Here is an 18,386-nt window from a genome sequence, read left to right on the forward strand (position 1 = left end):
CCACGCGAACGGTAACTTGTATTGTGAGAGTTCCGCCTCGAACGTGCGAGAAGGGAATGCGCCAGGTTTTTGCATGTCCGGCCTGTGCCCGCATGATCGGGTGTTCACTTGATCGACCTCCTCCGAAGAACGTCTTCGTGGGCGCAATCCCCCCATTAAACGTGAGCGTGGCGCTCCACTCATATGTCGGGGCTGAGCCCGGAGGGATTGCAATCCCTTGCATTTCCGCAGTTGCGGTGATGAGGGGCATGGTGGCATCTGCGCCAATGAAGAATTTCGGACCCGGAGGCTGACAGGTAATAACGATGGGCATAGTCAGAAAGACGGCCTTGGGCCGTCTTGGCTTGAATTTGCACAGGCATTGTCAGTCCACGGATGAGTTTGACAAGCGGCCGCATTGTCACGAATTGTTGTGTGAACAGGGTCATACGATTAGTCGATGGCACCTCCGTCCGCTATGGCACACTCGCCCGCTTCGAGTTTTCATCGTTCGTTGGCAGGGGTTATGCAGCAGATCATCCGGCAACTGGCCGCGGAAATCAGGGTGGGGGAGCAGCAGGTCCGTGCGGCCGTGGAACTGCTCGACGGCGGGGCGACGGTGCCCTTCATCGCGCGCTACCGCAAGGAAGCCACGGGCGGTCTGGACGACGTGCAGCTGCGCGAGCTGGATGCGCGGCTCGCCTACCTGCGCGAGCTGGAGGACCGCCGCGCGGCGGTGCTCAAGGCCATCGACGAGCAGGGCAAATTGACCGATGCGCTGCGCGCCGCGATCGCTGCCGCGCCCACCAAGCAGGAGCTGGAGGACCTCTACCTGCCCTTCAAGCAGAAGCGCCGCACCAAGGGCCAGATCGCGCGCGAGTTCGGCATCGAGCCGCTGGCCGACCGCCTGTTCGAAGACCCGACGCTCGATCCGTCCGTGGAGGCGCAGGCCTTCCTGCGCCCGCCCGAGGTGCTGGACGACGGCAAGCCGGGCGCCGATTTCTCCACCGTGGGAGCTGTGCTGGACGGCGTGCGCGACATCCTCTCCGAGCGCTGGGCGGAAGACGCCGCGCTGGTGCAGTCGATGCGCGAGTGGCTCTGGACCGAGGGCCTGCTGCGCAGCAAGAAGGTGGAGGCCAAGAACGAGGCCGATCCCGAGGTGGCCAAGTTCCGCGACTATTTCGATTACGACGAGCCGATCGGCCGCGTGCCGTCGCACCGCGCGCTGGCGGTGTTCCGCGGCCGGGCGCTGGAGATCCTGGAAGCCAAGCTGGTGCTGCCCGTGGAGCCCGAACCCGGCAAGCCGAGCATCGCCGAAGGCCGCATCGCGCTGCACCTGGGCTGGAGCCATGCCGGCCGGCCGGCCGACGACCTGCTCCGCAAGTGCGTGGCCTGGACGTGGCGCGTGAAGCTCAGCCTCTCGACGGAGCGCGACCTGTTCTCGCGCCTGCGCGAAGAGGCCGAGAAGGTGGCGATCAAGGTGTTCGCGGACAACCTGCGCGACCTGCTGCTGGCCGCTCCCGCGGGCCCGCGCGCCGTGATGGGACTGGACCCGGGCATCCGCACCGGCGTGAAGGTGGCGGTGGTGGATGCCACCGGCAAACTGGTGGAGACCGCCACCGTGTATCCGCACGAGCCGCGCCGCGACTGGGACGGCTCGCTGCACACGCTGGCGCGCCTCGTGCAGAAGCACGGCGTGCAGCTGGTGGCGATCGGCAACGGCACCGCGAGCCGCGAGACCGACAAGCTGGCGGGCGACCTGCTCAAGCTGGTGGCCAAGGCCGATCTCTCGTTCGAGAAGGTGGTGGTGAGCGAGGCGGGCGCGTCCGTCTATTCCGCCAGCGAATACGCGAGCCAGGAGATGCCGGACGTGGACGTGAGCCTGCGCGGCGCGGCGAGCATCGCGCGGCGGCTGCAGGATCCGCTGGCCGAACTCGTGAAGATCGACCCGAAGAGCATCGGCGTGGGCCAGTACCAGCACGACGTGAACCAGAGCGAGCTGGCGCGCACGCTGGACGCGGTGGTCGAGGACTGCGTGAACTCGGTGGGCGTGGACCTGAACACCGCGAGCGCGCCGCTGCTCTCGCGCGTGTCGGGGCTGTCGGGCACCGTGGCCAAGTCGGTGGTGCGCTGGCGCGAGGCCCACGGGGCCTTCCGCAACCGCCGCCAGCTGATGGAGGTGGCGGGCCTGGGCGCGAAGACCTTCGAGCAGTCGGCCGGCTTCCTGCGCATCCGCGGCGGCGAGAATCCGCTGGACATGACGGGCGTGCACCCGGAGACCTATCCGGTGGTGGAGCGCATCCTGGCGCACACGGCCAAGCCGGTGAACGAGGTGATGGGCCGGGCCGACATGCTCAAGCAGCTCAAGCCCGAGCTGTTCGCCAACGAGAAGTTCGGCGCCATCACGGTGAAGGACATCCTCGCCGAGCTGGAAAAGCCCGGCCGCGATCCGCGCCCGGACTTCAAGGTGGCGCGCTTCAACGACGGCGTGGAGGACATCGCCGACCTGAAGGAAGGCATGGTGCTCGAGGGCACGGTGAGCAACGTGGCGCAGTTCGGGGCCTTCGTGGACCTGGGCGTGCACCAGGACGGGCTCGTGCACGTAAGCCAGCTCAGCCACAAGTTCGTGCAGGATGCGCGCGAGATCGTGAAGACCGGCGACATCGTGAAAGTGAAGGTGCTGGAGGTGGACGCGCCGCGCAAGCGCATCAGCCTCACGATGAAGCTCGATGCCGCCCCCGCGCGGCGCGACCAGGACGGCCGCGGCCCGCGCGAGAACCGGTTTGAAGGAGTGGGGCGCGGCCATGCCCAGCCCGCCCGCCGGGCGCCGGAGCCCGCACAGCCGTCCGCGATGGCGTCCGCCTTCGCCAAACTGCAAGGTCACAAGCGGTAAGAACCGTTTCAGGCGTGGATAATGGGGCGCACCCTTGCCCCGCGCCCCACGCCATGGACATCAACGCCCTGCTGGACATTCCCGTGGCGCTGCCGAGCCATCCGCGCGCGGTGGCGCTGCTGATGGCCGAGCTCTCGCATGCCGAGCCGAGCCTGCGCCGGCTGACCCAGATCTTCGGGACCGACCCCGCGCTCGCCGCGCGCCTGCTGCAACTCGCCAACGGGCCCGATTTCGGCGCGCCCTGCGCCGTCTGCGGCGTGCCCGAGGCGCTGGCCCTGGTGGGAAAAGAGCAGCTGCGTGCGCTGGTCGGCTCCGCGCCGCTGGGCACCACGTCGCGCTCCGTGCCCGGCATCAATCTGCAGCAGTTCTGGCGCTACAGCCTGCACACCGCGAAGATGGCGCGCTCGCTCGCGGGCCTGGTGCGGCACAACGCGCTCGCGGCCTACACGGCCGGGCTGCTGCACGGCCTGGGCGAGCTGCGCATCCGCCTGGGGCACGCGGAGCGGCTGTCGTCCATCGACGCGGTGGTCGGCAGTTTCGATCCGCGCCGCGCCGGCCTGGAGCGGCGCCTGCTCGGCTACGGCTTCGGCAGCGTGAGCGCGGCCATGGCGCGGCAGTGGCATCTGCCGCAGGTGGTGGTGGATGCGCTGCAGTACCAGCATGCGCCCTTCGACAACAACGTCTACGAACCGCTCGCCGCGGTGCTGCACCTGGCCTCCTGGCGTGCCTGGGCGCGCGAGGCGGGGTGGAGCGAGAAGGCGCTCGCGGTGTCGTTCCCGGCCGAGGTGGGCCTGCCCCTGGGCCTGGACATCGACATGGTGCTGCAGCAGGACCCGATCGACTGGACGGCACCCGCGGACGCGGGCGCCTACGTGGTGTGACGGCGGCGCGGCCCTTGCGGGCACTGCGCATCCATGCGGGGCCCGCGGCCCTGCGGCACATTGCGCGGCAGGGCCTCGCACCGGCCGACGTGGGCGTGATCCCGGCGGCCGCGGGCGGGCCCAAGGGCCTGGTGCTGGGCCCGCTGGACCGGTTCCTGTTCGGCGGCTGGCTGAACGCCGCGGCCACGCCCGTGCACCTCGTCGGCGCATCGATCGGCGCATGGCGCATGGCCACCGCCTGCATGGATCGGCCGGTGGAGGCGTTCGAGCGGCTGGAGCAGGCCTACATCCACCAGGCCTACGACGTGCCGCCCGGGCAGCGGCGGCCGCCGCCGTCGCACGTGAGCGAGCGGTTCGGGCGGAATCTGCAGGCGTTCTATGCCGGCCACGTGGACGAGGTGCTGGCGCATCCCCGATACCGGCTGCACGTCGTCACCTCGCGCGGGCGCCACCTGCTCGGGCGCGAGCACCGCGTGGCCACGCCGCTGGGTTACCTGGGCGCGTTCGCGGCGAATGCGGTGCACCGGCGGGCGCTGGGGTGGTGGCTGGAGCGGGTCGTGTTCTCGTCGCCGCAGCCGCAGGGAGGGCCGGCCGCGCTGCCGTTCGGCGTGCGCGACTATCCCACGCGGCAGGTGGAACTGGGTGCGGACAATTTCCTGCCCGCGCTGCAGGCGAGCTGCTCCATTCCCTTCGTGCTGCAGGCCGTGCACGACATTCCGGGCGCGCCGCGCGGCGCCTACTGGGACGGCGGCATCACCGATTACCACCTGCATTTGGCCTATGGCGCGGCCCGGCCGGGCGCCCTCGTGCTGTATCCGCATTTCCAGCAGCACGTGGTGCCCGGCTGGCTCGACAAGGGCCTGCGATGGCGCCACCGGGCCACGCCGGCACTGGACGCCATGGTGCTGCTCTCGCCCGACCCCGCCTGGGTGCGCGATGCCCTGCCCGACGGCAAGCTGCCCGACCGGCAGGACTTCATGCGCTACGGGCTCGACACGGCGGCCCGTGCGCGGGCCTGGGGCGCCGCCGTGGCCGCGAGCCGGCAACTGGCGGACGAGTTCGCGGCGTGGCTGGACGGCGGCTGTTCCGCGGACGTGGTCGAGCCGCTGTAAGCCTGCGTTCCCATCCGCACGTCCGGTCTCGCGGCCCCGGCCGCGAGGGCGGTCAGGTCGATTCCGCCAGCATCGCGCGGTAGTCCTCCGCCGTGGCCTCGCGCGGATTGGTCTTGTGGCAGTGGTCGGCCATCGCGCCGCGGATCACGCCGTCCCACACGTCTTCGCCGACCCCCATGGCCGCCAGGCCCGTCGGCAGGCCCAGGCGCGCGCTCATGTCGCGGATCGCATCGGGAATGTCGCCGGCCGAGGCGAGGCCCATGGCCTGGGCCATGCGCTCCAGGCGGCGGTCGCGGCGCACGGCCTCGTCCTGCGCGTTGAAGCGCACCACCGCGGGCAGGAACACGGCGTTCAGCGTGCCGTGGTGCAGGCGCGGGTTGATGCCGCCCAGGCTGTGGCTGAGCGAATGCACGCAGCCCAGGCCCTTCTGGAAGGCCAGGGCGCCCTGCATGCTGGCGCTCATCATGTGCAGCCGCGCCTCGCGGTCCTGGCCGTCGCGCGTGGCGCGCTCGATGTGCGCCCAGCCGCGGGTGAGCCCGTCCAGCGCGATGCCGTCGGCCGGCGGGTTGAAGGCGGACGACATGAAGGTCTCCATGCAGTGCGCGATCGCGTCCATGCCGGTGGCGGCCGTGAGGTGGGGCGGCAGGCCCAGCGTCAGGGCGGGATCGCAGATGGCGGCCTTGGGCACGAGGTGCCAGGAGTGGAAGCCCAGCTTGCGGTGGTCGTCCACGATGATGATGGCGCCGCGGGCGACCTCGCTGCCGGTGCCGGCGGTGGTGGGCACGGCGATGAGCGGCGCGGTGCGTTCGGTGATGCGCGGCGAGCCGCCCTCGATGGTCGCGTAATGGGTGAGCGGCCCCTCGTGCGTGGCCGCGATGGCGATGCCCTTGGCGCAGTCGATGGCGGAGCCGCCGCCCACCGCCACCAGGCCGTCGCAGCCGTGGGCACGGTAGATCTCCACGGCCGCGCGCACGGCGGCCTCGGTGGGGTTGGCGGGCGTCTGGTCGAACACGGCCACGGGCAGGCCGGCCAGGGCGTCCAGCGCGGGCTGCAGCACGCCGGCCGCCTTGACGCCGGGGTCCGTCACGACCAGCGGGCGGGTGATGCCCGCACGCGCGCACTCCTGCGCCAGCAGCTGCACTGCGCCGTAGTCGATCTGGATCTGGGTGATGTAGTGGATGAGGGCCATGGTGGTGATGGGGGTTGCCAGGATGCGTGCCGGGCGCGTTGGTGGTGTGATGGCGGCAATCTACAACCCCGGAGCTTCCCATGGTGCTGCAGCAAACCCTCACCGCCTTCCTGGTGGCCGTCGCGTGCGTGACAGGCGCGCAGGCCGCATGCCTCGACGACGCACGCGTGGCCGACATGGCGGCGCACTACTTCGAGCGCACGCCGGCGGCCAACCTGCCGCCGATGGATGCGGCCGACGCGGCCTGCACGCGCGCGAAGTTCGACGCGCTGCTCACCCAGCGGCTGGGCAAGGCGGTGGGCTACAAGGCGGGGCTCACCAATCCCGCGGTGCAGCAGCGCTTCCGCACGGACCAGCCGGTCTGGGGCCGGCTCTACCCGGGCATGGTGCTGCCGTCCGGCAGCGAGGTGGAGGCGGCATTCGGTGCCCGCCCGCTCTACGAGGCCGACATGCTCGTGCGCGTGAAGAGCGCTGCCATCAACCACGCGCGCACGCCGATGGAGGTGCTGGACGCGATCGACCAGGTGATTCCCTTCATCGAGCTGCCCGACCTGCTGGTGCAAGCCCCGCCGCAGCTCGACGGCGCGGGGGTGGCGGCGATCAACGTGGGCGCGCGCCTGGGAGTGGCGGGCGCGCCCATCGCGGTGCCGGCGTGGCGGGGAGAGCGCTATGCACTGCTCGATGCGCTGGCCGCGATGACGGTGACGCTGACCGACGGTACCGGCGCGAAGCTCGGCGGAGGGCAGGGCCGCGACATCCTCGGCCATCCGCTGCAGGCCGTGGTGTGGCTGGCCGGCGCGCTGCAGAAGGAGAACATCGCGCTGCAGCCGGGCGATCTCGTCAGCCTGGGATCGTTCTCCGCGCTGCTGCCGCCGCGGCCGGGGCTCGCGGTGAAGGCCACGTTCGACGGGCTGCCCGGGGCCGCGCCGGTGGAGGTGCGGTTCCGCTAGCGCGGCGGCCGGGCGCCGGTGGGCAAGTTCCGTGCGGCGCTGCACCCGCCACCCGTTTCGGGGATGATCGGCGGTTGCGCCGAAGCGCGCCGCCCATGCCCGGGCCTTCCGCGCGTGCTTTTCGATGATCCCCGCTGCCGCCACCGTGCGCTCCTGCCCCCGTGATTGAAGTGACCGTCCTCCCGACCCCTTCCTCCCGCACCCCCGGTGCCCTCCAGCACCGCCTCACGCCGCAGATGCGCAGCGTGATCGACCGCATGCGCCGCGCCCGCCGGCCCCCGATGGAGACGCTGCCCGTGGCGCAGGCGCGCGCCGCCTACGAACTCGGCGCGGGCGTGCTCGAGATCCCGAAGCCGGCGCTGCCGCGCGTGGAGGATCTGCGGATTCCCGCGCGCGACGGCGGGGCGCTGCCGGCGCGCCTCTATGCGCCCCATGCCGACGGCGAAGCCTTGCCGGTGCTGCTGTACCTGCACGGCGGCGGTTTCACGGTCGGCAGCGTCGATACGCACGACACCCTCTGCCGCGAACTGGCCCGCCGCGCCGGCTGCATGGTCGTGTCGCTGGGCTACCGGCTCGCGCCCGAGCACCGCTTCCCGACGGCGGTGGAAGACACCTGGGACGCGCTGTCGTGGCTCGCCGCCGAGGGCCGCGGCCTCGGTGCCGACCCCGCGCGGCTGGCGGTGGGCGGCGACAGTGCCGGCGGCACGCTGGCGGCCGTGGCCGCCCTGCAGGCGCGCGATGCCGGCCTGCCGCTCGCGCTGCAGCTGCTGATCTATCCGGGCTGCACGGCGCACCAGGACACGCCCTCGCATGCGCTCTACGCGCACGGCTTCGTGCTGGAGGAGCCGGCCATCACCTGGTTCTTCGGCCACTACCTGACCCATGCCCAGCGCAGCGACTGGCGCTTCGCGCCGCTGCTGGCGCCGGACGTGGACGGCGTGGCACCCGCATGGATCGGCCTGGCCGAGTGCGATCCGCTCGTGGACGAGGGCATCGCCTATGCCGACCGGCTGCGCGCCGCCGGCGTGGCGGTGGACCTGGAGATCTACCGCGGCGTGACCCACGAGTTCATCAAAATGGGCCGCGCCATTCCCGAGGCGCGCACCGCCCATGCCCATGCCGCCGCCGCGCTGCGCGAGGCCTTCGGCCTGCCCGATCCCCTGAGTGAACCCCTGGACAAGGAGACCCCCGATGCGACGCGCTGATTTCCGCTGCACCGAACGCCTGCGCGTGCGCTGGGCCGAGGTGGACATGCAGAAGATCGTCTTCAACGGCCACTATCTGATGTACGTGGACACGGCCATGTCCGCCTACTGGCGCGCCCTGGCCATGCCCTACGAGGCGGGCATGCATGCGCTCGGCGGCGAGCTGTACGTGAAGAAGGCCACGCTGGAGTACCACGGTTCCGCGCGGCTGGACGACATCCTCGACGTGGGCCTGCGCTGCGCGCGCATCGGCAACAGCTCGCTGCAGTTCCAGGCCGGCATCTTCGCGGGCGACCGTCTGCTGGTGTCGGGCGAGCTGGTCTACGTCTTCGCGGACCCGGCGACGCAGACCTCCCGGCCCGTGCCCGCCGCGTTGCGCGCGCTGATCGAGGCCCACGAAGCCGGCCACGACGTCGTCGAGCTGCGCACGGGCGATTGGGCCACGCTGGGCGAGGACGCCATGCGCCTGCGCATGGCCGTGTTCGTGGACGAGCAGGGAATCGATCCGGCGCTGGAAGCCGATGCCCTGGATGCGGGCGCGCTGCACGTGGTGGCCTACAACCGCATCGGCCTGCCCGTGGCCACCGGCCGGCTGCTGCAGCCCGCGCCGGGCGAGGCCCGCATCGGCCGCATGGCGGTGGACCGCGCGGTACGCGGCCAGCGCTGGGGCCGGGCGGTGCTGGACGCGCTGGTCGAGGCCGCGCGGGCGCGGGGCGACCGGCTCGTCACGCTGCATGCGCAATGCACGGCCGAGAACTTTTATCGGCGCGCGGGTTTCGAAGTGGAGGGCGAACGCTACGAGGAGGCAGGGTTGCCGCATGTGAATATGAGCATCCCCCCCTGAGCGGCTGACGCCGCTTCCCCCTTCTCTCGCGCTGGCGCGCGGGAAGGGGGACGACGCCGGTGGCCGGGCGGAGGCCGTTCCACGGCGTCCGCTGGCTTGGACTGCTCCGCGGCCCTCTGACGGGAAAGGCCGTTGCGGTTCCACGCATCTTTCGCAAGGCGCCCGCTCAGGCCACCGGAAGATCAGGGCAGCGTCAAATGTCTTCGAGCAGCGCGTAAGGCAGATCACCCAGGGCAAGCGGCACGCCTTCCGGGCCGCCCACGCGCAGCGCCTCGCCGGTGGAAGCCACCTGCAGCGCCACCAGCGCGTCGAAGCCGCCGCCCGGGGCCGCGGCGGCCTGCACGACGGTGCCGCAGGGCTGCTCGGCATCGCTCGCGGCGAACACCTCCGCGCCCACGGCGACCGCCTCGGGGGCATGGGCCAGGTAGGTGCGGCGCTTGAGCGTGCCGCGGAACTGGCTGCGCGCCACCACCTCCTGGCCGGGGTAGCAGCCCTTCTTGAAGTTCACGCCGCCCACCGATTCGTAGTTGACCATCTGCGGCACGAACAGGTCGGCCAGCGGGGCCGTGAGCGTGGCGACACCGCTCTGCACTTCGCTCCAGGCCCAGAGACCGGGTGCCAGTTCGGAGCCGGACGGAGCCGGCTGGCCTGCGGGCTGCGCCAGCAGGGCGCGCGGCTGTCCCGCGGCGGGGTAGAGGTGCACCACGGTGCCCTGCGGGGTGTCCGTGCGGCTCCAGGGCGGCAGGGCCTCGCCCGCCACCGTGGCGACGGCATCGCCCGCCAGGCCCCAGAGCGCGAAGTCGGCCGTGGCGTCGGTGAGGCGCGCCTTGGCGCGCAGCACGAACATCGACAGGCGCTTGAACGCCGCGGCCAGCACGTCCTGGCTGCAGACGAGCAGCACCTCGGCATCGCCCTGCCGCCAGCCGATGAACGTGGCCTGCATGCGGCCCTTGGCCGAAAGGAACGCCGCCAGCCGGGCCTGGCCCGGCGGCAGCAGCAGGAAGTCCTGCGTGAGCTGGCCGTGGAGGAACTTCGCGGCATCTTCGCCTTGCACGCGGATCACGCCGAGCCCGTTGAGGGGGGCCAGGCCATTCAGGGGGGACGTCATGCGTGAATTATCATGCCCGGCTCTTTCCCCTCTCTCCATTCCGGTTCGTGCGCCGTTTCCTCCTCTTCATCCTGCTGGTGGCCTTCGCGGTGGCCGGCACCGGTTTCTGGTGGCTCCACCATCCGCTGCCGCAGCGGGCCGCTTCGGGCTCCGCCGCGGCCGGTGCCACCCCGGGCGTGCTCGAACTCGAGATCGAGCCCGGCACCACGCCGCGCGGGGTCGCCGCGGCGGCCGTCGCCGCGGGCGTCGAGACCGACCCGCGCCTGCTCTACGCCTGGTTCCGCCTGTCGGGCAAGGACCGGCTGATCAAGGCCGGCAACTACGAAATCCCCGCCGGCACCACGCCTTTCGGCCTGCTGCAGAAGCTGGTGCGCGGCGAAGAGGCGCTGCGCGCCGTCACCCTCGTGGAGGGCTGGACCTTCCGCCAGTTCCGTGCCGCGCTCGACCGCGACGAGGCCCTGCGCCATGACACGCAGGGCCTGGCCGATGCCGCCGTCATGGAGCGCCTGGGCCGGCCGGGCGTGGCGGCCGAGGGGCGCTTCTTCCCCGACACCTACACCTTCGCCAAGGGCACGAGCGACCTCGCCGTCCTGCGCAGGGCGCTGCACGCCATGGACCGGCGGCTGGAGGCCGCCTGGGCACAGCGCTCGGCCGACACGCCGCTCAAGAGCGCCGACGAGGCGCTGATCCTCGCGAGCATCGTCGAGAAGGAAACCGGGCGCGCTTCGGACCGCGGCCAGATCGCGGGCGTGTTCAGCAACCGGCTGCGCACCGGCATGCTGCTGCAGACCGATCCCACCGTCATCTACGGCATGGGCGAGAGGTTCGACGGCAACCTGCGCCGCCGCGACCTGCAGGCCGACACGCCCTGGAACACCTACACCCGCGCCGGCCTGCCGCCCACGCCGATCGCGATGCCGGGCAAGGCGTCGCTCATCGCCGCCGTGCAGCCCGAGCGCACGCAGGCCCTCTATTTCGTGGCGCGGGGCGACGGCACCAGCCATTTCAGCCCCACGCTCGACGAGCACAACCGCGCGGTGAACCGCTACCAGCGCGGGCAGACGGCGCCGCAGGGGCAGTGAGCCCGCGCCGGCAGCGCACGCACCACAAAGGTCTTTTCTCCATGCAGCGACGGGGTTGGTTCATCACATTCGAAGGCATCGACGGTGCCGGCAAGTCCTCGCACATCGAGGCCGTGGCCGAGGTGCTGCGGCGCGCGGGCCGCACGGTCACGGTGACGCGCGAGCCCGGCGGAACGAAGCTGGCCGAGGCACTGCGCGCGCTGCTGCTGCACGAGGCCATGGATGCGCTCACCGAGTCGCTGGTCGTGTTCGCGGGCCGGCGCGACCATCTGCGCACCGTGATCGCGCCGGCGCTCGCGCGCGGCGAGGTCGTGCTGTGCGACCGCTTCACCGATGCCACCTTCGCCTACCAGGGCGCGGGCCGCGGCTTCGACCGGGGCGTGCTCTCGCAACTGGAGCGCATCACCCAGTCGGGGCTCCAGGAAGGGGTGGACACGCTGCTGCAGCCCGACCTGACGCTCTGGTTCGACCTGCCGGCCGAAGTGGCCGCCGAGCGGCTCGAGGGCGCGCGCGTGCCCGACCGTTTCGAGGCCCAGCCGGTCGAATTCTTCCGGCGGGTGGCCCAGGGCTATGCCGACCGCGAATCCGCCGATCCCGGCCGCTTCGCGCGGCTCGATGCGGCGCTGCCGCGCGAGGCCGTGCGCGCGCGGCTCATGGAGGTGCTGCAGCAGCGGGGCGTAGCGGGCGCCGCGGGGGAGGGCGCATGAGCGCCGCGGAATCCATCCCGCCGTGGATCGCCGCCCAGCGCCGGCAGCTGCTGGCGCAGCGCGGCCATGCCTGGCTGCTCAGCGGGCCATCCGGCCTCGGCCAGTACACGCTCGCGCTGGAACTGGTGCGCGCCTGGCTCTGCGAGAACCCGTCGGAGGACGGCGCCTGCGGCCATTGCGGCAGCTGCCACGCCATCGAGGTGCGCACCCACGCCGACCTGTGCGTGCTGATGCCGGAGACCGACATGGTCGAGCGCGGCTGGCCGCTGCCCGAGAAGGCGCAGGCCGAGATCGACGACAAGAAGCGCAAGCCGAGCCGCGAGATCCGCGTGGAAGCCATGCGCGACGCCGTGCAGTTCGCGCAGCGCACCTCGGCGCGCGGACGCGGCAAGGCGGTGCTGGTCTACCCGGCCGAGCGCATGAACAACGTCACCGCCAATGCGCTGCTCAAGACGCTGGAGGAGCCCGCCGGCGACGTGCGCTTCGTGCTCGCGAGCGAGGCCGCGCACCAGTTGCTGCCCACCATCCGCAGCCGCTGCCTGGGCCATGCGCTGCAGTGGCCGGACGAGGCGCAATCCCTGGCCTGGCTCGCGCAGCAGGGCATCGCGCCCGAGGCCGCCGGCCCGCTGCTGCGCGCCGCCGGCGGGCGGCCCGAGGATGCCCGGGCGCTCGCCCGGGGCGGCCGCAGCCCGCAGGCCTGGGCGCTGCTGCCGCGCGCCGTCGCGCGGGGCGACGCCACCGCGCTGTCGGACTTCTCGCCCGCCGAGGCGGTGGACGCGCTGCAGAAGCTCTGCCACGACCAGCTCGCCCGCCGCGTCGGCGCCGCTCCGCGCTACTTCGCCGAGGCCGACCTGCCTCCGCCGCCCGGCGTCGGGCCGCTGACCCGCTGGGCGCGCGCCCTCGCCAAGGAGGCGCGGACGGCGGACCATCCGTTCAACCCCGGGCTCATGCTCGAGTCGCTTGTGGCCCAGGCGCGAATCGCCCTAAACTCCCGCCATTGAACGACCACGACCGGCCCGTCCCGACATGAGCACCCCCTCCAGCGCCCCCCGTCCCAGCGTCATGCAGCTGGCCATCAAGGAGAAGGCGGCCCTGTACGCGGCGTACATCCCGTTCTTCGCCGAAGGCGGCATCTTCGTGCCCACCCCGCGCGAGTACCGCCTGGGCGACGACGTGTACGTGCTGCTCACGCTGCCGGAAGACACCCAGCGCTACCCCGTGGCCGGCCGCGTGGCCTGGGTCACCCCCGCCCGCGCGGCGGGCAACCGTACGCAGGGCATCGGCATCCAGTTCCCGAAGGACGACAAGTCCCGCGTGCTCAAGGCGCGCATCGAGGAGATCCTGGGCTCCGCCCTGGCCTCGGAGCGGCCCACCCAGACCATCTGATTTCCCGCGCCGCGCCGCCTTGCCGCCTGCGGCCACCGGGCGGGGAATCTCCGCCCTCGGCCCCGTGCGGGCCTTCCGGCCGTGCCGTGCCGTGACTCGTCGGGCCGGACCGCGCTTTCCCGCGCCGGGCAGCCGAAGCGCCGCCTCCCCGATCGCATTCCTTTCCGTCCACGATGCCCGGGCTCTTGCGCAGCGCTTCTCCTACGGGCGCCGCGCTCCGGGCCGCCTAACATTCCGTCCGCCATGTTCACCGATTCGCACTGCCACCTGAGCTTTCCCGAACTGTCCGCCCAACTGCCCGCCATCCGCGAGGCCATGGAGGCGGCACGCGTCACCCGCGCGCTCTGCATCTGCACCACGATGGAGGAGTTCGGCGACGTGCATGCGCTCGCCGTGGCGCACGACAATTTCTGGAGCACCGTGGGCGTGCATCCCGACAACGAAGGCGTGACCGAGCCGTCCGTGCAGGACCTGCTCGACCGCGCCGCGCTGCCGCGCGTGATCGCCATCGGCGAGACCGGGCTCGACTACTACGGCATGGAAGACCGCAAGGGCGGGCGCAGCGTGGCCGACCTGGAGTGGCAGCGCGAGCGCTTCCGCACGCACATCCGCGCCGCGCGCGCCTGCGGCAAGCCGCTGGTCATCCACACCCGCAGCGCGTCTGACGACACCCTCGCGATCCTGCGGGAAGAGGGCGAGGACGGCGCCGGCAACCGCGCGGGCGGCGTGTTCCACTGCTTCACCGAGACCGCCGAGGTGGCGCGCGCCGCGCTCGACCGGGGCTACTACATCTCGTTCTCCGGCATCCTCACCTTCAAGAATGCCCAGGCGCTGCGCGACGTGGCCGCCTTCGTCCCGATGGACCGCATGCTGATCGAGACCGACAGCCCCTACCTCGCACCCGTGCCGTACCGCGGCAAGACCAACAATCCCTCCTACGTGCCTTTCGTGGCGCAGCAGATCGCGGCGCTCAAGGGCCTGGAGGCCGAGGCCGTGGGAGAAGCCACGAGCCGCAACTTCGACACGCTCTTCTTCCGAAAGGACGCCCCATGACGCAAACCTCCCGCCTGTCGCGGCGCATGTTCGTTTCCGCCGTGGCCCTCACCGGCGCGGCACTGTGCAGCGCCTGCGCGCACGCCGGGGCCTACGACGATTTCTTCACCTCGATCGTGCGCGACCAGGGCAGCGACATCACGGCCCTGGTGCGCCGCGGCTTCGATCCGAACACGCGCAACCCGAAGGGCGACGTCGGCCTCACGCTGGCGCTGCAGCAGGGTTCGATGAAGGCATTCGACGCGCTCATGGCGGCGCCCGGGATCAAGGTCGAGACGCGCAATGCGAAGGACGAGAGCCCGCTCATGATCGCCGCCCTGCGCGGGCAGGTCGCGGCCGTGCGCGCGCTCATCGCCAAGGATGCCGACGTGAACAAGACGGGCTGGACGCCGCTGCACTACGCGGCCTCCGGCACCACCGACCAGCAGCTGGAGATCGCGCGCATCCTGATCGACCAGAGCGCCTACATCGACGCCGAGTCCCCCAACGGCACGACGCCGCTCATGATGGCCGTGAGCTATGGCCGCGCCGACGTGGCGCGCTTCCTGGTGGAGCAGGGCGCGGACCCGACGATCAAGAACCAGCTCGGACTCACCGCGGCCGATTTCGCGCGCCGCGCGTCGCGCCAGGACATGGCGGACCTCGTCGCCGAAGCGATGCGCCGCAAGCAGCCGAACCGCGGCACCTGGTGATGCCGGCAGCGGGCCGGGCGAGCCGGACCCTCAGCCCGCGAGCACCGCGCCCTTGAGGCGCGCGTAGAGCCCGCCCTGCGCGACCAGCTCGGCGTCCGTTCCCTGTTCCACGATGCGGCCACGCTCCATCACCACCACGCGGTCGGCGTGCTCGATGGTGGAGAGCCGGTGCGCGATCACGAGCGTGGTGCGCCCGCGCATGAGGCGCTGCAGCGCGTCCTGCACCAGCCGCTCCGATTCGGTGTCCAGCGCCGAAGTGGCCTCGTCCAGGATCAGGATCGGCGCATCCTTGTAGAGCGCACGGGCGATCGCCAGGCGCTGGCGCTGCCCGCCGGACAGCTGCGCCGCGTTGTGGCCCACCAGCGTGTGCATGCCCTGCGGCATCGCCGCCACGTGCGATGCGAGGTTCGCGGCCTCCAGGCAGGACTGCACGCGCGCCTCGTCCACGGCGGCGCCCAGGGCCACGTTGGCGGCCACGGTGTCGTTGAACATCACCACGTCCTGGCTCACCATCGCGAATTGCGATCGCAGGGCCGGCAGGTTCCAGTCCTCCAGTGCCTGCCCGTCGAGCAGCACCCGGCCTTCGGTCGGCTGCAGGAAGCGGGGCAGCAGGTTCACGAGCGTCGTCTTGCCGGCCCCCGAGGGGCCCACCAGCGCCACCACCTCGCCGGGCCGCACCGACAGGTGGACGCGGTCCAGCGCCGGGGCCAGCTCCGAGCCGAAGGCCACGGTCACGCCCTCCAGCACGAGCGCGCCCTGCGCGCGCCCGGCGGGCGCATGGCCGCCGCCCGTCTCGGCCGGGGAGCTTTCCAGCAGCACCAGGCCACGCTCCAGCGCCGCCACGCCGCGCGTGAGCGGGTTGGCCACGTCCGCCAGCCGGCGGATCGGCGCGATCAGCATCAGCATCGCCGCCATGAAGGCCGCGAAGCCGCCCACGGTGACTTCCTTCGTCTGGCCGATGTGGCTCTGCCACAGCGCCACGCAGATCACCGCCGACAGCGCCGCCGCGGCGAGCAATTGCGTGAGCGGGGTCATGGCGGCGGAGGCGATGGTCGCCTTGATCGCCAGGCGCCGCAGGCTCTGGCTCAGCGCCCCGAAGCGGCCCGCCTGGCCTTCCTCGGCGCCGTGCAGGCGCACCATGCGGTGGGCGAGCACGTTCTCTTCCACCACGTAGGCGAGCTGGTCGGTGGCCTCCTGGCTGCTCTTGGTGATGCGGTAGAGGCGGCGCGACAGCGTCTTCATGATCCAGGCCACGCCCGGCACCAGGAAGGCGACGATCAGCGTCAATTGCCAGTTCAGATAGAGCAGGTAGGCCAGCAGCGCGACCAGCGTGAAGCCGTCGCGCGAGATGCCCAGCAGCGCCTGCACCAGCTGCGTGGCGCCGTTCTGCACCTCGTACACCACGGTGTTCGACAGCGTGCTCGCCGATTGCCGCGAAAACAGCGCCATGTCCGCCGACAGCAGCCGCTGGAACAGCGTCTCGCGCAGCTTCAGCATGCCCTCGTTGGCGATGCGCGCGAGCGCGTACTGCCCGCCGAACTGCGCCAGCCCGCGCACGAAGAACACCCCCATCACGGCCACGGGCACCAGCCAGAGCTTGAGCGAGCCTTCGGTGAACCCCTGGTCCAGCAGGGGTTTGAGCAGGGCGGGGATGAGCGGCTCCGTGATCGCCGCCACCACGGTGGCCAGCACCGCCAGCGACCAGGCCAGCCGCTGGCGGCCGAAGAACGACGACATCCGCTTCAGGCGGGAGAACAGGGGCGGCGGGGAGGATGCGGGGCCGTCGGCGGCGGCTCCCTGGGGGGGCGAGGCTTGCATGTGGGGCGGATTCTACGTAGGACCGCGCCGGCAACTCGAACAGTTTGTCACAGGGGTATCCGGGCTGTGTGTAACATTCGGCCCCTGTCCTTCCGGTTTGCTCCGGCGCATGGCCCGGTATCCCAACGCTGTCAATGACTTCAGACCGTCCATCCCACTCCCTCCTCGCGGCACTGCCGTCCCCCACACGCCGCCACGCCATCGTGGCCCTCGCTTCCGCCGCCACCACGGTCCCTGCGCTGGCGCAGTTCAGCCTCACCATCGTGGGCGTGGGGACGACGCAGTACCCCACCGCCATCGCGCCGTTCCGCGGCGAGGCCGGCGCTCCGCAGAAGATTTCCGCGATCATCCAGGCCGACCTGGAGCGCAGCGGCCAGTTCCGCGTCGTGGACGGGGCCGGCCCGCAGCTCGACGAGAACTCGCGCCCCGACGTCGCCGCCTGGAAGCAGAAAGGCGCCGACTCGCTCACCACGGGCAGCGTCACGCGCCTGCCGGACGGCCGCTACGACGTGCGCTTCCGGCTGTGGGACACGGTGCGCAACGAACCGGACCTGGGCGGCCAGAGCTTCGTGGTCACGCAGGGCGACCTGCGCCTCGTCTCCCACCGCATCGCCGACTACGTCTACGAGAAGATCACCGGCCAGCGCGGCATCTTCTCGACCCGCATCGCCTACGTCACCAAGGCCGGCAGCCGCTATAGCCTGTGGGTGGCGGACTCCGACGGCGAGAATGCCCAGTCGGCGCTCTCCAGCCCCGAGCCGATCATCTCGCCCGCGTGGTCGCCTTCGGGCACGCAGCTGGCGTACGTCTCGTTCGAGTCGCGCAAGCCGGTGGTCTACGTGCACGACGTGTCGACCGGCCGGCGCCGGCTGATCGCCAACTTCCGCGGCTCCAACAGCGCCCCGGCCTGGGCGCCGGACGGCCGCACGCTGGCCGTGACGCTCAGCCGCGACGGCGGCTCGCAGCTCTACACCATCGACGCCAACGGCGGCGAACCGCGCCGCCTGATGCAGAGCGCGGGCATCGACACCGAGCCCACGTACTCCAGCGACGGCCGCAGCATCTACTTCGTGAGCGACCGCGGCGGCGCGCCCCAGATCTACCGCGTGCCCGCCACCGGCGGGAATGCGGAGCGCGTCACGTTCACGGGCACCTACAACATTTCTCCGAGCATCAGCCCCGACGGCAAGTTCTTGGCCTACATCTCCCGCGTCGGAGGCGCTTTCAAACTCCACGTCATGGATCTGGGTTCCGGCACCACCGCGGCCATCACCGACACCACCGCCGACGAGAGCCCGAGCTTCGCGCCCAACGGCAAGCTCATCGTCTACGCCACCCAGCAGGGCGGCCGCGAGGCGCTGATGACCACCACGCTGGACGGCAAGATCAAGGCACGCCTCGCAGGCCAGAGCGGTGACATCCGCGAACCGGACTGGGGACCGTTCCAGAAACAATAATTGGAATCTTTTTCAATTTTCAGACTCGAC

The 18,386-nt window shown here is 71.5% G+C and carries 16 protein-coding genes and 1 pseudogene; 13 read left to right on the forward strand and 4 right to left on the reverse strand.

The features are described from left to right. A pseudogene (locus Q9R47_RS17885) lies at positions 1-250 on the reverse strand (hypothetical protein); the annotation flags it as partial. Positions 251-505: 255 nt separating this feature from the next. Between Q9R47_RS17885 and Q9R47_RS17890 the strand changes: the two are divergent. From Q9R47_RS17890 to Q9R47_RS17900, 3 genes are read left to right on the forward strand one after another with little or no spacing between them, the layout of a single operon-like run. Beyond that, a complete protein-coding gene (locus tag Q9R47_RS17890) occupies positions 506-2,872 on the forward strand; it encodes a Tex family protein (protein WP_311234532.1) in 2,367 nt (788 codons plus the stop codon). A gap of 53 nt (positions 2,873-2,925) precedes the next feature. Beyond that, a complete protein-coding gene (locus Q9R47_RS17895; protein WP_311234533.1) occupies positions 2,926-3,753 on the forward strand; it encodes an HDOD domain-containing protein in 828 nt (275 codons plus the stop codon). A gap of 14 nt (positions 3,754-3,767) precedes the next feature. Next, positions 3,768-4,865 (forward strand): phospholipase, encoded by a 1,098-nt coding sequence (locus Q9R47_RS17900; RefSeq protein WP_311234534.1) that lies wholly within the window; start codon positions 3,768-3,770, stop codon positions 4,863-4,865. Between the two features lie 52 nt (positions 4,866-4,917). Here Q9R47_RS17900 and Q9R47_RS17905 read toward each other — a convergent pair whose 3' ends face one another. After that, the gene (locus tag Q9R47_RS17905) at positions 4,918-6,054 is read right to left on the reverse strand and encodes an iron-containing alcohol dehydrogenase (RefSeq protein WP_311234535.1); all 1,137 of its coding nucleotides are present in this window, start codon (positions 6,052-6,054) and stop codon (positions 4,918-4,920) included. Between the two features lie 80 nt (positions 6,055-6,134). On the opposite strand from Q9R47_RS17905, the gene Q9R47_RS17910 reads away from it, so the two are divergent. From Q9R47_RS17910 to Q9R47_RS17920, 3 genes are all read left to right on the forward strand, one after another. Next, positions 6,135-7,004: a fumarylacetoacetate hydrolase gene (locus Q9R47_RS17910; RefSeq protein ID WP_311234536.1), complete on the forward strand. Its 870-nt coding sequence runs from the start codon at positions 6,135-6,137 to the stop codon at positions 7,002-7,004. 236 nt (positions 7,005-7,240) lie between these two features. Then, positions 7,241-8,209: an alpha/beta hydrolase gene (locus Q9R47_RS17915; RefSeq protein ID WP_311234606.1), complete on the forward strand. Its 969-nt coding sequence runs from the start codon at positions 7,241-7,243 to the stop codon at positions 8,207-8,209. Then, a complete protein-coding gene (locus Q9R47_RS17920) occupies positions 8,196-9,053 on the forward strand; it encodes a YbgC/FadM family acyl-CoA thioesterase (RefSeq protein WP_311234537.1) in 858 nt (285 codons plus the stop codon). Before Q9R47_RS17915 ends, Q9R47_RS17920 begins: the two co-directional genes overlap by 14 nt. 193 nt (positions 9,054-9,246) lie before the next feature. Here Q9R47_RS17920 and Q9R47_RS17925 read toward each other — a convergent pair whose 3' ends face one another. Continuing rightward, positions 9,247-10,161, reverse strand: a complete 915-nt coding sequence (locus tag Q9R47_RS17925) for a folate-binding protein (protein WP_311234538.1) — start codon at positions 10,159-10,161, stop codon at positions 9,247-9,249. A 47-nt stretch (positions 10,162-10,208) separates the two neighbouring features. Here Q9R47_RS17925 and mltG point away from each other — a divergent pair, with 47 nt between their 5' ends. The 6 genes from mltG (at position 10,209) to Q9R47_RS17955 (ending at position 15,081) form a co-directional block, all read left to right on the forward strand. After that, the gene (gene mltG / locus Q9R47_RS17930) at positions 10,209-11,243 is read left to right on the forward strand and encodes an endolytic transglycosylase MltG (protein ID WP_311234539.1); all 1,035 of its coding nucleotides are present in this window, start codon (positions 10,209-10,211) and stop codon (positions 11,241-11,243) included. A gap of 41 nt (positions 11,244-11,284) precedes the next feature. After that, positions 11,285-11,950 carry a dTMP kinase gene (gene tmk / locus Q9R47_RS17935; protein ID WP_311234540.1) on the forward strand — a complete coding sequence of 222 codons (666 nt, stop codon included), beginning with the start codon at positions 11,285-11,287 and terminating at the stop codon, positions 11,948-11,950. Beyond that, a complete protein-coding gene (locus tag Q9R47_RS17940; RefSeq protein WP_311234541.1) occupies positions 11,947-12,951 on the forward strand; it encodes a DNA polymerase III subunit delta' in 1,005 nt (334 codons plus the stop codon). The genes tmk and Q9R47_RS17940 overlap by 4 nt, the downstream gene beginning before the upstream one ends. A 25-nt stretch (positions 12,952-12,976) precedes the next feature. Beyond that, positions 12,977-13,336 (forward strand): PilZ domain-containing protein, encoded by a 360-nt coding sequence (locus tag Q9R47_RS17945; RefSeq protein WP_311234542.1) that lies wholly within the window; start codon positions 12,977-12,979, stop codon positions 13,334-13,336. A 243-nt stretch (positions 13,337-13,579) separates the two neighbouring features. Further along, the gene (locus tag Q9R47_RS17950; protein WP_311234543.1) at positions 13,580-14,389 is read left to right on the forward strand and encodes a TatD family hydrolase; all 810 of its coding nucleotides are present in this window, start codon (positions 13,580-13,582) and stop codon (positions 14,387-14,389) included. Next, positions 14,386-15,081 (forward strand): ankyrin repeat domain-containing protein, encoded by a 696-nt coding sequence (locus Q9R47_RS17955; RefSeq protein WP_311234544.1) that lies wholly within the window; start codon positions 14,386-14,388, stop codon positions 15,079-15,081. The genes Q9R47_RS17950 and Q9R47_RS17955 overlap by 4 nt, the downstream gene beginning before the upstream one ends. A 30-nt stretch (positions 15,082-15,111) precedes the next feature. Here the strand turns inward: Q9R47_RS17955 and msbA are convergent, their stop codons facing one another. Further along, the gene (gene msbA, locus Q9R47_RS17960; protein ID WP_311234545.1) at positions 15,112-16,899 is read right to left on the reverse strand and encodes a lipid A export permease/ATP-binding protein MsbA; all 1,788 of its coding nucleotides are present in this window, start codon (positions 16,897-16,899) and stop codon (positions 15,112-15,114) included. A 134-nt stretch (positions 16,900-17,033) separates the two neighbouring features. On the opposite strand from msbA, the gene tolB reads away from it, so the two are divergent. After that, entirely contained in the window at positions 17,034-18,356 is a 1,323-nt protein-coding gene (gene tolB / locus Q9R47_RS17965) for a Tol-Pal system beta propeller repeat protein TolB (RefSeq protein WP_311234546.1), read from the forward strand. The last annotated feature ends 30 nt before the right edge of the window (positions 18,357-18,386 follow it).

The sequence above is a fragment of the Acidovorax sp. PRC11 genome, assembly GCF_031844105.1.
Classification (GTDB): domain Bacteria; phylum Pseudomonadota; class Gammaproteobacteria; order Burkholderiales; family Burkholderiaceae_C; genus Paracidovorax.